10 protein-coding genes are annotated in these 12,888 nt (G+C 65.4%); 5 read left to right on the top strand and 5 right to left on the bottom strand.

All coding sequences use genetic code 11. The features are described from left to right. Positions 1-72 precede the first annotated feature (72 nt). From AWJ14_RS19555 to AWJ14_RS19545, 3 genes are all read right to left on the bottom strand, one after another. Positions 73-1,341 (bottom strand): ABC transporter permease, encoded by a 1,269-nt coding sequence (locus tag AWJ14_RS19555; RefSeq protein WP_066183377.1) that lies wholly within the window; start codon positions 1,339-1,341, stop codon positions 73-75. Beyond that, positions 1,338-2,144, bottom strand: a complete 807-nt coding sequence (locus AWJ14_RS19550) for a taurine ABC transporter ATP-binding protein (protein ID WP_066183375.1) — start codon at positions 2,142-2,144, stop codon at positions 1,338-1,340. The genes AWJ14_RS19555 and AWJ14_RS19550 overlap by 4 nt, the downstream gene beginning before the upstream one ends. Positions 2,145-2,227: 83 nt before the next feature. Next, a complete protein-coding gene (locus AWJ14_RS19545; RefSeq protein ID WP_066183368.1) occupies positions 2,228-3,220 on the bottom strand; it encodes a taurine ABC transporter substrate-binding protein in 993 nt (330 codons plus the stop codon). Positions 3,221-3,564: 344 nt separating this feature from the next. Here AWJ14_RS19545 and AWJ14_RS19540 point away from each other — a divergent pair, with 344 nt between their 5' ends. Next, positions 3,565-4,947, top strand: a complete 1,383-nt coding sequence (locus AWJ14_RS19540) for an aminotransferase family protein (RefSeq protein WP_066183365.1) — start codon at positions 3,565-3,567, stop codon at positions 4,945-4,947. A 113-nt stretch (positions 4,948-5,060) separates the two neighbouring features. Then, positions 5,061-6,533, top strand: a complete 1,473-nt coding sequence (gene pdxR / locus AWJ14_RS19535) for a MocR-like pyridoxine biosynthesis transcription factor PdxR (protein WP_066183358.1) — start codon at positions 5,061-5,063, stop codon at positions 6,531-6,533. Positions 6,534-6,582: 49 nt separating this feature from the next. Here the strand turns inward: pdxR and xsc are convergent, their stop codons facing one another. Then, positions 6,583-8,367 (bottom strand): sulfoacetaldehyde acetyltransferase, encoded by a 1,785-nt coding sequence (gene xsc, locus AWJ14_RS19530; RefSeq protein ID WP_139112708.1) that lies wholly within the window; start codon positions 8,365-8,367, stop codon positions 6,583-6,585. Between the two features lie 83 nt (positions 8,368-8,450). Continuing rightward, the gene (locus AWJ14_RS19525) at positions 8,451-9,692 is read right to left on the bottom strand and encodes a DegT/DnrJ/EryC1/StrS family aminotransferase (protein ID WP_083220380.1); all 1,242 of its coding nucleotides are present in this window, start codon (positions 9,690-9,692) and stop codon (positions 8,451-8,453) included. A gap of 316 nt (positions 9,693-10,008) precedes the next feature. On the opposite strand from AWJ14_RS19525, the gene AWJ14_RS19520 reads away from it, so the two are divergent. The 3 genes from AWJ14_RS19520 to AWJ14_RS19510 all read left to right on the top strand — a co-directional run bounded on the left by AWJ14_RS19520 (position 10,009) and on the right by AWJ14_RS19510 (position 12,863). Next, entirely contained in the window at positions 10,009-11,292 is a 1,284-nt protein-coding gene (locus AWJ14_RS19520; protein ID WP_066183352.1) for a polyhydroxyalkanoate depolymerase, read from the top strand. A 255-nt stretch (positions 11,293-11,547) separates the two neighbouring features. Next, positions 11,548-11,982: a DUF2852 domain-containing protein gene (locus tag AWJ14_RS19515; protein WP_066183350.1), complete on the top strand. Its 435-nt coding sequence runs from the start codon at positions 11,548-11,550 to the stop codon at positions 11,980-11,982. Between the two features lie 134 nt (positions 11,983-12,116). Beyond that, a complete protein-coding gene (locus AWJ14_RS19510) occupies positions 12,117-12,863 on the top strand; it encodes a M48 family metallopeptidase (protein ID WP_066183347.1) in 747 nt (248 codons plus the stop codon). Positions 12,864-12,888 lie beyond the last annotated feature (25 nt).

Here is a 12,888-nt window from a genome sequence, read left to right as displayed (position 1 = left end):
CTCAAGGACTGACCATCAAAGGCCGCCGCCCGGACCCTGGGCGGCGGCCTTTTCGCGTCCGGCGCGGCTCCCTCAGCCGCGGCCCTTCCAGGGCACCAGCCATCGTTCCGCAAGCCGCATCAGGATATCGATGCCGTAGCCGATGATGCCGATCAGGATGATGCCGAGGATGACGATGTCGGTGAGCTGAAACTTCGAGGCGTTGACGATCATCATGCCGGCGCCGCGGTCGGCGGCCACCAGCTCGGCGGCGACCACCGTGCCCCAGCACACGCCCATCGCCACCCGGGCCCCGGTGAAGATCTCCGGCAGCGAATTGGGGACGATCACGTGCCACAGGATCTGCCATTTGGACGCGCCCAGCGAATAGGCCGCGTGCACCTTGGAAATGCGCACGCCCGACACGCCGGCGCGCGCGGAAATCGTCATGATCCAGAGCGCGGCGAGGAACAGCAGGATCACCTTGCCCTGTTCGCCGATGCCGAACCAGATGATGATCAGCGGGATCAGCGCCAGCGGCGGGACCGGCCGCATGAATTCGACGATCGGATCGAACCAGCCGCGGAACCAGTTCGACAGGCCCATGGCATAGCCGAGCGGGATGCCGATGATCGAGCCGATCACGAAGCCGGCGACCACGCGGCCGAGCGAATAGCCCAGATGCTCCCACAGCGAGACGTTCTTGTAGCCTTCGGAGGCAATCTCGACCAGGCGATCGACCACCGCTTCGGGCGCGGGCAGCCAGATCGGCTCCATCTGCCAGCCCTTGTCGGGCTTGATCGACAGGCTGCCCTTCGAGGTCATCGTCACCTCGCCATGGGCGAACCGCACGCTGCCGCCCGGGGCGATCGGTTGTCCGTCGATGGCGGTGATGGCATAGCCGTCCTCGTTGCCGCCGATGTCGTTGTCGTTGGGGCGGCTGAGCGCCGAGCGCCAGGCGCCGATCTTGAGCGCGTCGTCGACGGCAAACCCCTGCGGCTCGGAGGAGACCTCCGGCAGCTCGACCTCCTCGCCGATCCGGTAGACCCGCATCCGCACCGTCGCGTCATCGGTCTCGCCGGCGGCGTTGCGGGCGGTATAGGTGAAGCTGGTGTCGCCGACGAAGGGGCCGGGGACATGCAGCGGCGTGATCACCGACCCGGTGAAGGCGCCCCAGATCGCGAACAGCACGATGATCGAAATCACCGAGGCGAAGCGGTTGGGCGAGACCGCGCTCTCGTCGCCGAAGGTGACGGTCTTTAGGCTCGCGAAATCATGGATGTGATGCCGCTTGCGCTCCCAGAGCCGGTAGAGGGCGAAGGCCGCCGCGAAACAGGCCAGATAGATCAGCAGCACGATCATGCCTGTTCCTCCTGGCGGCCCATGATTTCCTCTTCCATGTCCCAGATCATGCCGAGGATTTCCTCGCGGCGCTGGGCGAATTCGGGCTCCTTCTTGACCGACCGGAGGTCGCGGCCGACGCCCATTTCGGCAAAGGGCAGGCGGTATTCCTTGTGAATGCGGCCCGGACGCGGCGCCATCACCACCAGGCGTTCGCCCAGAAGCAGCGCTTCCTCGACCGAATGCGTGATCAGGATGATGGTCTTGCCGGTTTCCTTCCAGAGCCGGAGCACCAGGCCCTGCATCTTCTCGCGGGTCAGCGCATCGAGCGCGCCGAGCGGCTCGTCCATCAGGATCACGTCGGGATCGTTGGCGAGGCAGCGGGCGAGCGCCACGCGTTGCTGCATGCCGCCCGACAATTCGTAGATCATCTTCTCGCCGAAATCCTGCAGGCCGACGGTGCGCAGGAGAGTGTCGACGACGGGCTTGGTTTCGGCGGCGGGGCGCCCGGCCATGTCCGGTCCGAAGGAAATGTTGCGGCGCACGTTCATCCATTCGAACAGCGCGCCCTGCTGGAACACCATGCCGCGCTCGGGCCCGGGGCCGGTCACGGTCTCGCCGTTCAAGGTGACCTTGCCCCCGGTGGGGGCGAGAAAGCCCGCGACGATGTTGAGAAGGGTGGTCTTGCCGCACCCCGAGGGTCCGAGCACGGACAGAAGTTCGCCCTTGGCCAGTTGCAGCGACACATTCTTGAGCGCCTGCACCGATCCGCCATTGGGAAGGTCGAAGCGCATGGAAAGGTCATCGATCACCAGGTTGCCCATCGGTGCTCCAATCACGGGGAGATGTGGGTGGCGGACCGTCGGCCGGCATTGATGGCCGGCCGGCGGTCGAACGGCATTCGAGCCTACATCTGCGAGGCGGCCTGGAGCGGGCCGGTATTGACCGCGCCCTCATAGGTGTCGCGCGATTCGGGGATGTTGCCCTGTTCCTTGAAGAAGTCGCCGACGGCCTTGAGGAAGTCCGGCGTCGCCTTGCCGAGCCACTTGTCCGACAGCTGCGCCTCGATGGTGGGGAACTGGAAGCCCTTGAGCGTGTCGGCCGCGTCTTCCTCGCTCATGCCGGCGTCCTTGGCGATCACCGGCAGCATTTCCGCCGAATCGGTGAGCCACTTGGCGTTCATGTCGGCGGTCACCTTGAGGAACTTCGCCAGGACTTCCGAATTCTCGGCGGCGAAAGAGGCCGGGACCGAGGTCACGTCATAGACGGAGATGCCGATTTCGTCCTTCTCGGCACCGGTCAGCAGCACATTGCCGTGTTCCTTTGCGCGGCGCAGGGAGCCACCCCAGCCACAGAACATGTCGAGGCTGCCCTGGGCGAAGGCTGCCGCGCCGTCCGGCGGCGCCATGTCGACGACTTCCATGGTCGAGACATCGACGCCGAAATGCTCCATCTGCCTGAGGAAGCCGTAATGGGCGGCGGTGCCGATCGGCACGCCCACCTTCTTGCCCTCGAGCTCCTTGGCGTTGTCCTTGGTGATTTCCAGCTCCGTCTTGACCACGCAATTGTCGTTGTCGTTGTAGACCACGGCGATGTCGGCGACCTGCAGGTCCTGGCCGGCGGAGGTGGCGACCACGAAGGGCGGAACGCCCTGGCTCACGGAGATCTGGATGTCGCCCGATGCCATGGCGGCGGACATGGCCGTGCCCGCGTCGAAGGATTTCCAGTTCACTTTCATCCCGAGCGCTTCGTCATAAAGGCCCTTGGCCTTGGCGTACTGAAACGGCATCGGCCATTCCAGGAAGTAGGCGACGGTGATTTCCTCGGCCTTGGCGACGGAGGCGGTGGCAACCATCGCGATGCCGGCCAACACTGCGGAAAGTCCTGATGCTGATCTCATGTCATGCTCCCTGTGCGGGCCGGCGGGACGCCAGCCGATCGTTTGCACTCTATCGCCGGACAGACTTTTGTCTGGGGCACTGTTCCCGTCTTCTTGGCAGTTTTTAAAATGTTTATATCGCGCCAAGGCGTTGAAGTCGATCAAGTCGCAGGGCGATCCCATAGCGCCACATTGACAAACCGCATTGTACCAGTTTTGGAATCCGCATCCAGCGGGTTGGTTTTATTGGCCTTTTTCTGGCCATATGGCTGAGTATCCTCTGGCCCTACTCTCTTGTCAGGGACTTCGGCGATGCTGATACTGCCGAGTTCCGGTCGTCGTCATTCTCCCGGGAGGGACCCCTCATGAACCTACCCATTCAGCCCAACGATATCCAGGCGGTCATTGAGGCCGACCGGAACCACGTCTGGCACCATCTGATCCAGCACAAGCCGTTCGAGACCATCGATCCGCGCATCATGGTCGAAGGCCGTGGCATGCGCGTCTGGGACGCCACCGGCAAGGAACATCTCGACGCCGTCTCGGGCGGCGTGTGGACCGTCAATGTCGGCTACGGCCGGGAAAGCATCGCCAACGCGGTGCGCGACCAGCTCGTCAAGATGAACTATTTCGCCAATTCCGCTGGCTCTATCCCCGGCGCGCTGTTCGCGCAGAAACTGATCGAGAAGATGCCGGGCATGAGCCGGGTGTATTACTCGAACTCCGGCTCGGAGGCCAACGAGAAGGCGTTCAAGATGATCCGCCAGATCTCGCACCGGCATCATGGCGGCCGCAAATACAAGATCCTGTACCGCGACCGCGACTATCACGGCACCACGCTGGCAGCCCTTTCGGCGGGCGGACAGCCGCAGCGCGTCGACCAGTACGGACCGCTGGCGCCGGGCTTCGTGAAGGTGCCGCACTGCCTCGAATACCGCAACCAGTTCCCCGACGCCGAAAGCTACGGCCTGGCCGCGGCCAATGCCATCGAAGAGGTGATCCTGCGCGAGGGGCCCGACACTGTGGGCGGCCTCTGCCTCGAGCCGATCACCGCCGGCGGTGGCGTGATCACCCCGCCCGCGGGCTACTGGGAGCGGGTGCAGGAAATCTGCGCCAAGTACCAGATCCTCTTGCATGTCGATGAAGTGGTCTGCGGCGTGGGCCGCACCGGGGCCTGGTTCGGCTACCAGCACTACGGCGTCAAGCCGGATTTCGTGACCATGGCCAAGGGCGTGGCTTCCGGCTATGCGGCGATCTCCTGCACCGTGACCACTGAAGCGGTGTTCGAGCAGTTCAAGGACGACGCCTCCGACCCGATGTCCTATTTCCGCGACATCTCGACCTTCGGCGGCTGCGCCGCCGGTCCCGCCGCGGCGCTCGAGAACATGCGGATCATCGAGGACGAGAACCTGATCGAGAACACCGCGGCGATGGGCGAGCGCATGATGGACAATCTGCGCGCGCTGCAGGACAAGCACGCCGTGATCGGCGATGTCCGCGGCAAGGGGCTGTTCCTCGGCGCCGAACTGGTGAGCGACCGGGCTTCGAAGGAGCCGATCGAGGAGAAGCGGGTGCAGGCGGTGGTGGCCGACTGCATGGCACAGGGCGTGATCATCGGCGCCACCAACCGCTCGCTGCCGGGCTTCAACAACACGCTGTGCTTCAGCCCCGCGCTGATCGCCACCGCGGACGACATCGACCGCATCACCGACAGCGTCGACCAGGCGCTGGGCCGGGTGTTCGGCTGACCCTCCGGCAGGACGGCGCGCCCGGTCCCCGCAGGCGGACCGGGCGGTCGCCGCTGCCTCTTTCGCCGTCATAAGTCTTTCGATAGCCTGGCCGAAACCGGCCGGGCGAGCGAATGTCCATACCCATAGACACGTTTTTTCTCGATCCCAAATTCGAGGGAACACTGCAGCAGAAAATTCAGAGGATGATCAGCGAGGGCGTCCTCTCCGGCCGTTTCGTTCCGGGCGCGAAACTGCCTTCCAGCCGCAAGCTGGCGGCACATCTGGCGATCAGCCGCATCACCGTGACGCTGGCCTATAGCGAACTTGTGTCGGACGACTATCTGATCGCCAAGGGGCGCTCGGGCTACTATGTCTCGCCGACCGCGCCGCAGCGCACGCGTTTCGACGCGCCGCGCGGCGTGATCGCCGACAAGGTCGACTGGACGCGGGCGATCGGCCAGCGCTTCTCCGGCCAGTCGCTCGTCGAAAAGCCGGTCGACTGGCGCAGTTATCCCTATCCCTTCATCTATGGCCAGGCCGACGAGCGCATCTTCGACCACTCCAACTGGCGGCAATGCGCGCTGCAGGCGCTGGGCAAGCGCGAATTCGCGACCGTGACCGCCGACAGCTACGAGCGCGACGATCCGGAACTGGTCAAGTATATCGCGCTCAACTCGCTGCCGCGGCGCGGCATCCAGGCCAAGCCCGAGCAGATCCTGATCACCCTGGGCGGGCAGAACGCGCTGTGGCTGGCAGCGCAGGTGCTCTTGAACCAGCGGCGCACGGCGGTGATGGAAAATCCGGGCTATCCGGGGCTCCGGGTGGCGCTCAATCTCGCGCGCTGCAACGTGGTCAATGTGCCGGTCGACCATGCCGGCATGCGGCTCGATGCGCTGCCGAAGAACGTGGACGTGGTGTTCACCACGCCGAGCCACCATTGCCCGACCAGCGTGACGATGCCGCTCGAACGGCGGCAGGCGCTGCTGGAGCGGGCGTCGAGCGAGGATTTCCTGATCGTCGAGGACGACTACGAATTCGAGATGTCGTTCCTGAACCCGCCCGCGCCGGCGCTCAAGTCGCTCGACGAGGAGGGCCGGGTGATCTATGTCGGCTCGTTCTCCAAATCGCTGTTTCCCGGGCTCCGGCTCGGCTACATGGTCGGCTCGGAGACCTTCATCCGCGAGGCGCGCGCCCTGCGCATGGTGATCGTCAGGCATCCGCCGGGGCACCTGCAGCGCACGGTCGCCAATTTCCTGTCGCTCGGCCATTTCGATGCGCTGGTCGCGCGCATGGGCCAGGCCTACCGGCGCCGGCGCGAGGTGATGCAGGAGGCGATCGACCGGCGCGGGCTGCACATTGCCGGCTCGGATGTATCCGGCGGCTCCAGCTTCTGGATGAGGACCCCGGACGGCATCGACGCGCGCGACCTGTCGCTGGCGGTCAAGCAGCGCGGCGTGCTGATCGAGCCGGGGCACTTCTTCTTCGAGAACCCCGAGGACGGAAACCACTATTTCCGGATCGCCTATTCCTCGATCGACAGCAGCCGGATTCCCGCGGGCATCGACATCATCGCCGACACGATCGCCGAGTTCGGGCGCGCATGAAAAGGGCCACGCCGAAGCGTGGCCCGATCCAAGGTCCTGAAAGGTCGCCTCAGAGCGCGCCCTGTTGCGGGCGCATGTCGGCGGGATCGATGCCGGCGACAACCACCGGCTTCTTCATCGCGTCGCGGCGGAAGGGTTCGCCCAGTTCCTGGTTGAGCAGCACTTCGATGAAGGTGGTCTGCTTCTCCTTCATCTGCCGCTCGACGGCCTTGGCGAGTTCCTCGGTAAGACCCTGCTGGTCCCGGACCACCACGCCCTTGGCGCCGCAGGCCTCGGCGATCTTGGCATAGGAGGTGTCGCGGTCGAGTTCGGTGCCGACGAAATTGTTGTCGTACCACAGCGTCGTGTTGCGCTTTTCCGCGCCCCACTGGTAGTTGCGGAAGATCACCATGGTGATCGGCGGCCAGTTGTCGCGGCCGCAGGCGGTCATTTCGTTCATGGAAATGCCGAAGGCGCCGTCGCCGGCAAAGCCCACCACCGGAATGTCCGGCTGGCCGATCTTGGCGCCGATGATCGCCGGGAATCCGTAGCCGCAGGGGCCGAACAGGCCCGGCGCCAGGTATTTGCGGCCTTCCTCGAAACTGGGATAAGCATTGCCGATGGCGCAGTTGTTGCCGATGTCGGACGAGATGATGGCGTTCTTCGGCAGCGCCGACTGGATCGCCCGCCAGGCCTGGCGCGGCGACATCAGGTCGGCGTCGCGTGCCCGCGATTCCTCGTTCCAGACGGTGCCGGGATCGTCCTCCTCGTGGTCGAGCGAGGAGAGTTCCTGCGCCCAGCGCGACTTGGTGACCGAAACCAGGTTGCGGCGCTCGTCGCGGCCGGCATTGCCTGCGCTGTCGGACAGCTGCGCCAGGATCGCGCGGGCGACCTTGGCCGCATCGCCCTCGATGCCGACGGTCACCTTCTTGGTGAGCCCGATGCGGTCGGCATTGATGTCGACCTGGATCACCTCGGCCTGCTTCGGCCAGTAGTCGATGCCGTAGCCCGGCAGCGTCGAGAACGGATTGAGCCGGGTGCCGAGCGCGAGCACCACATCGGCCTTGGCGATCAGCTCCATGGCGGCCTTCGAGCCGTTGTAGCCGAGCGGGCCGACGGCCAGCGGATGCGAGCCGGGGAAGCTGTCATTGTGCTGGTAGTTGGAGCAGACCGGCGCATCGAGGCGTTCGGCGAGCTTGACCAGATCCGGGATCGCGCCCGACAGCACCACGCCGGCGCCCGACAGGATCACCGGGAAACTCGCCTTCGACAGCAGCTCCGCGGCCTTGGCGATCGCCTCCTCGCCGCCCGCGGGGCGCTCGAAGCGGACCATCTGCGGCAGCTCGACATCGATCACCTGGGTCCACATGTCGCGCGGAATGTTCATCTGCGCCGGGGCCGAGCCGCGCCAGGCCTTCATGATCACGCGATTGAGGATCTCGGGAATGCGGGAGGGGTCGCGCACCTCTTCCTGGTAGCAGACGCAATCGGCGAACAGGCGCATCTGCTCCATCTCCTGGAAGCCGCCCTGGCCGATGGTCTTGTTGGCCGCCTGCGGCGTGATCAGCAGCATCGGCGTGTGGTTCCAGTAGGCGGTCTTGACCGGGGTGACGAAGCCGGTCACGCCGGGGCCGTTCTGGGCGATCGCCATCGCCATCTTGCCGGTGGTGCGGATGAATCCGTCGCACATCAGCCCGGCATTGGTCTCGTGGGCGCAGTCCCAGAAGGTGATTCCGGCCTTCGGGAACAGGTCGGACACCGGCATCATCGCCGAACCGATAATGCCGAAGGCATGCTCGATCCCGTGCATCTGGAGAACTTTGACGAAGGCTTCTTCGGTGGTCATTCTGGGCATGGCTAATCCTCCTTAGTTGACGACAAGAACCACAACTGGCCCGATCGCCCCTAGAGCCAGTTTGGCCGCTTGACCACGCCAGATCAATCCGCATGCCCGGCTGTCGCAGCTCCCTGCGCAGCCTCTGCGACGTCTCCCGCCAGCACACGGCGTGCGCACAGCGCGATGATGGCGGCGATATGACGGCAATCATCCAGCGAGAAGGTGAGCGGCAGGCGCATGTCGAACAGGCCGGCAAGCACCCGGTCGGTTTCGGGCAGGTGCTGCGGATCGACATAGGTCCAGCTGCGGTGCGTCGAGGTGAAGGCCTGGGGCTCGGGCGCGCCGAACCATTTGAGCTCGACGCCAAGCGCCCGGCAGGCGGCGACGAAGGCTTCGCACCCATGCGGCCCGAGCCCCGGCAGGCGAAACTGGATGGAACTGCCGACATAGGATTCCCCGGCCGGACGGTGCGGCAACACCAGGCCCTCGACCCCGGCAAGCCCCTCTTCCAGCGCCCGGTAGCGCTCGTTCCAGCGGCGGATATTGCCCTCGAGGCGCGCAAGCTGCGGCAGCAGGATGGCGGCGCGCAGATTGTCCATGCGGCCCGACATGTTGGGGGTTTCGAGCCGTATGCGCTCGAACACGTCCCTGGCCGGAGCCGCGCCATGGCGCTCGTAAAGCATGTAGGAGCCCGACAGGATGATGGCGCGGGCCATGAACTCGGCATCGTCGGAGGTGAGCAGCCCGCCTTCGCCTGAATTCAGATGCTTGTAGGTCTGGGTCGAAAAGCAGCCCGCCAGCCCGAAGGAGCCGCTCTTGCGGCCGTTCCACGCGGCCCCCATGGTGTGAGCGCAATCCTCGATCAGCGTGAGGCCTGCCTCTCGCACGATCTCGGCAAGCCGCTCCATGTCGGCAAGATGCCCGCGCATGTTGGACAGGAGCAGGAAGCGCGCCTCGGAGGCTTGCGCCTTGCGCGCAAGATCATCGAGGTCGAGCACCAGGTCCTGCGTGATCTCCACCAGCACCGGCCTGCCGCCGGCGGCGGCGATGGCGCCGGGCACGGGCGCGAGGGTGAAGGCGTTGGTGAGCACCGCCTCTCCGGGCTTGAGGCCCGCCGCGCGGAGCGCGATCGCAAGCGCATAGCCGCCCGAGGCACAGGCCAGGCAATAGCGCGCGCCCTGGTAGGCGGCATAGGCCTGTTCGAGCTCGGAAGCTTTCGACAGTTCGCCGGGATCGGTGTTGTAGCGGTGCAGCCGGCCGGATTGGAGCACGGCGGTGGCGGCCGCGATCGCCTCGCCATCGAGCGCTTCCTGCTGGGTAAAACTGCCTGTGAACGGTTTCAACGGCGGGGCTCCGTGCGCGTGGACTGCACCCGGCATAGGCGCGCCGGCGCTTGCCACCTACTGCCAGTTCGGGCGCATGGATAGGGACACCTGCGGCCGGGGCGCAGCCGGCTTGGCGAAAACCGCTGATTTCAGGCGGTGGCGGCGTGATTTCAGGCCCGCGGGCGCAGCGCCGTTGTTGCAATGCAACAAAAGCATGCTAGGCTTCCCCCCTGTCTTCGCACAGGCGACAAGTCAGACTCTGGCAAGAATCTGGCAGGCATAGTGGCACGGACCAGGCAGCCCGGGGCGGCCGGAACGAGAAGGGCATCATCTCATGTTCTACCAGATGTACGAACTTAACCATGCGGCAATTGCGCCCATGCGGGCCTATGCCGACGCCATGCGCCTGGCGTTCCGCAATCCGATCAACCCGCTGTCGCACACCGCCTTCGGCCGCGCCATGGGCGCCGGCTTCGAAGTGTTCGAGCGCACCACCCGCCGCTACGGCAAACCGGCCTTCGGGCTCGACGAGACCACACTCAACACCGGCAAGGTGTCGGTGCACGAACGCGTGGTCTGGTCACGGCCGTTCTGCAACCTCATTCATTTCGAGCGGACCCTGCCGTCGAACCACCGGCCCGACCCGAAGATCCTGATCGTGGCGCCGATGTCGGGCCATTACGCGACGCTGTTGCGCGGGACGGTGGAAGCGCTGCTGCCCAAGGCGGAGGTCTATATCACCGACTGGACCGACGCGCGCATGGTGCCGGTGACCGAAGGCCGGTTCGATCTCGACGACTATATCGACTACGTGATCTCGATGCTGCACGCGCTCGGCCCCGACACCCATGTCGTGGCCGTCTGCCAGCCGTCGGTGCCGGTGCTGGCCGCGGTCGCGGTGATGGAAGAGCGCGGCGACAGCTTCGCCCCCTCCTCGATGACGCTGATGGGCGGGCCGATCGACACCCGCATCAATCCCACCGGCGTCAACGAGCTGGCGCAGACCAAGCCGCTCGAATGGTTCGAGGACAATGTCATCATGCAGGTGCCGTGGCCGCTGCCCGGCTTCACCCGCGAGGTCTATCCCGGCTTCCTGCAACTGTCGGGCTTCATGACCATGAATCTCGACCGCCACATGATCGCGCAGAAGGATTTCTTCCTGCATCTGGTCAAGGACGACGGCGATTCCGCCGAACGCCACCGGGATTTCTACGACGAATATCTCGCGGTCATGGACATGACCGCCGAGTTCTACCTGCAGACCGTGGATACGGTGTTCATCAAGCATTCGCTGCCCAAGGGCGAGATGATGCATCGCGGCCGCAAGGTCGACACCACCGCGATCCGCAATGTGGCGCTGCTGACCGTCGAAGGCGAGAACGACGACATTTCCGGCCTCGGCCAGACCCAGGCCGCGCAGACCATCTGCCCCAATATCCCCGACGACATGCGCCACCACTATGTGCAGCCGAAGGTCGGCCACTACGGCGTCTTCAACGGCTCGCGCTTCCGCGCCGAGATCGCGCCGCGGATCCTCGATTTCATCCGCACCCACGCCCGCGCCAACCGCTCCAAGAAGGCGGCGCCGAAGCTGATCCGCGGTGGACTGAGCGACTGATCGGGGCCGGAAGGGCCGGTCCTGAAGGCGGGGCCGGGGCGCCTGCGAAGGGTGCGGTGAGGCTTGCGCAGCGGAGCCTGCGCGGGCGTGTTTCGCCGAGCGGGTATATGGCATTTTAGCCATCGATATTTTTCAATAAAAACAACAGTATACCGGTTTCCAGCGGGCATTTTCTTGAATCGCGCCGCGGCACATACCACATCCATGACACGAGGGAACGATCCCCGCTTCCCTTACCAGATGAGGTTTTGACCGATGACACAGTCCGCATTGATCCGCCCCGCCTGGACGCCGGCGACCATCGCCCTGATGGTTCTGGGCTTCATGGTTTTCTGGCCGCTTGGCCTGGCCATGCTCGCCTACATCATCTGGGGCGAACGGCTCGACGCGTTCAAGGCCGATGTCAACCGTGCGACCGACCAGTTCGCGGGTTCGTTCCGCAAGAGCACCGGCGGCATGCGCGGCACCAGCAGCGGCAACGCTGCCTTCGACGAATGGCGCGACGCCGAGCTGGCACGGCTCGACGAGGAACGCCGCAAGCTCGATGAGATGCGCCGCGAATTCGACGACCACATGCGCGATCTGCGCAAGGCCCGCGACCGCAAGGAATTCGACCAGTTCATGGCAGCCCGCGAAGCGAGCCAGGCCAGGACCCGCAAGGGCGGTTCGGTTCCCGAAATCGACGGCTGATCCGCATTCGCATGACCTCCGGAAAGGGTGGCGCTCCGGCGCCGCCCTTTTTTCTTGCCCCGTGTCGGCGACAGGGCGTGGAAGCGAATGATTTTCACGCCGTGCATGCGCGGCGAATCGGATAAAACCCAGCCATGTTCGGATTTCGACGCCCACCCTCACGCCCGGCCACGCCGCGTCCCGACGCGGTCACGGTCAATGGCCGGGCGCTGCCGCTGACGATTCGCGAAAATGCCCGGGCCACGCGCATGACGCTGAGGATCGAGCCCGGCGGACGGGCGCTGAAACTGACCATCCCGAAGGGCCTGCCCGGCCGCGAGATCGACGCGTTCTTGACCCGCCACCAGGGCTGGCTGATGACGAAGCTGGCGCGGGTGGCCGACACCGGTCCGCTGTCCGACACCTCGACCATCCCGATCAAGGGGATCGACCACCGCATCGTGCTGACCGGCAAGCTGCGCGGGCTCGCCGAGGAGACCGAGATCGACGGCATGCCGGCGCTGAGGGTGTCCGGATCACCCGAGCATACCGGCCGGCGCGTCGCGGACCATCTCAAGCGGGTCGCCCGGCAGGAACTCGAGCCGCTGGTGCGCAAGCACGCCGCCAGCCTCGGCAAGCCGGTCCGGGCGATCGCCTACAAGGACACCAAAAGCCGCTGGGGCTCGTGCACCTCGGAGGGCAACCTGTCGTTTTCCTGGCGCATCGCCATGGCGCCGCCCTTCGTGATCGACTATCTCGCCGCGCACGAAGTGGCGCATCTGAAGGAAATGAACCACGGCCCCGACTTCTGGGCCACCTGCACGGCGCTGTGCCCGCGCACCAAGGAAGCCAAGCGCTGGCTCAAGCAGAACGGATCGCGCCTGTTCGCCGTGACATTTTGATCTGCGGACCGCAATCGCAGCATGG

Source organism: Parahoeflea olei, assembly GCF_001703635.1.
GTDB lineage: Bacteria > Pseudomonadota > Alphaproteobacteria > Rhizobiales > Rhizobiaceae > Hoeflea > Hoeflea olei.
The sequence above is the reverse complement of the archived record's forward strand: the minus strand, read 5'-3'. Positions and strand labels throughout refer to the sequence as shown.

Excerpts from the sequence above, each read along its gene's own strand:
- AWJ14_RS19520 (WP_066183352.1), top strand. The coding sequence starts at position 10,009 with ATGTTCTACCAGATGTACGAACTTAACCATGCGGCAATTGCGCCCATG.
- xsc (WP_139112708.1), bottom strand. The coding sequence starts at position 8,367 with ATGCCCAGAATGACCACCGAAGAAGCCTTCGTCAAAGTTCTCCAGATG.
- AWJ14_RS19550 (WP_066183375.1), bottom strand. The coding sequence starts at position 2,144 with ATGGGCAACCTGGTGATCGATGACCTTTCCATGCGCTTCGACCTTCCC.
- AWJ14_RS19515 (WP_066183350.1), top strand. The coding sequence starts at position 11,548 with ATGACACAGTCCGCATTGATCCGCCCCGCCTGGACGCCGGCGACCATC.
- AWJ14_RS19555 (WP_066183377.1), bottom strand. The coding sequence starts at position 1,341 with ATGATCGTGCTGCTGATCTATCTGGCCTGTTTCGCGGCGGCCTTCGCC.
- AWJ14_RS19510 (WP_066183347.1), top strand. The coding sequence starts at position 12,117 with ATGTTCGGATTTCGACGCCCACCCTCACGCCCGGCCACGCCGCGTCCC.
- pdxR (WP_066183358.1), top strand. The coding sequence starts at position 5,061 with ATGTCCATACCCATAGACACGTTTTTTCTCGATCCCAAATTCGAGGGA.
- AWJ14_RS19540 (WP_066183365.1), top strand. The coding sequence starts at position 3,565 with ATGAACCTACCCATTCAGCCCAACGATATCCAGGCGGTCATTGAGGCC.
- AWJ14_RS19545 (WP_066183368.1), bottom strand. The coding sequence starts at position 3,220 with ATGAGATCAGCATCAGGACTTTCCGCAGTGTTGGCCGGCATCGCGATG.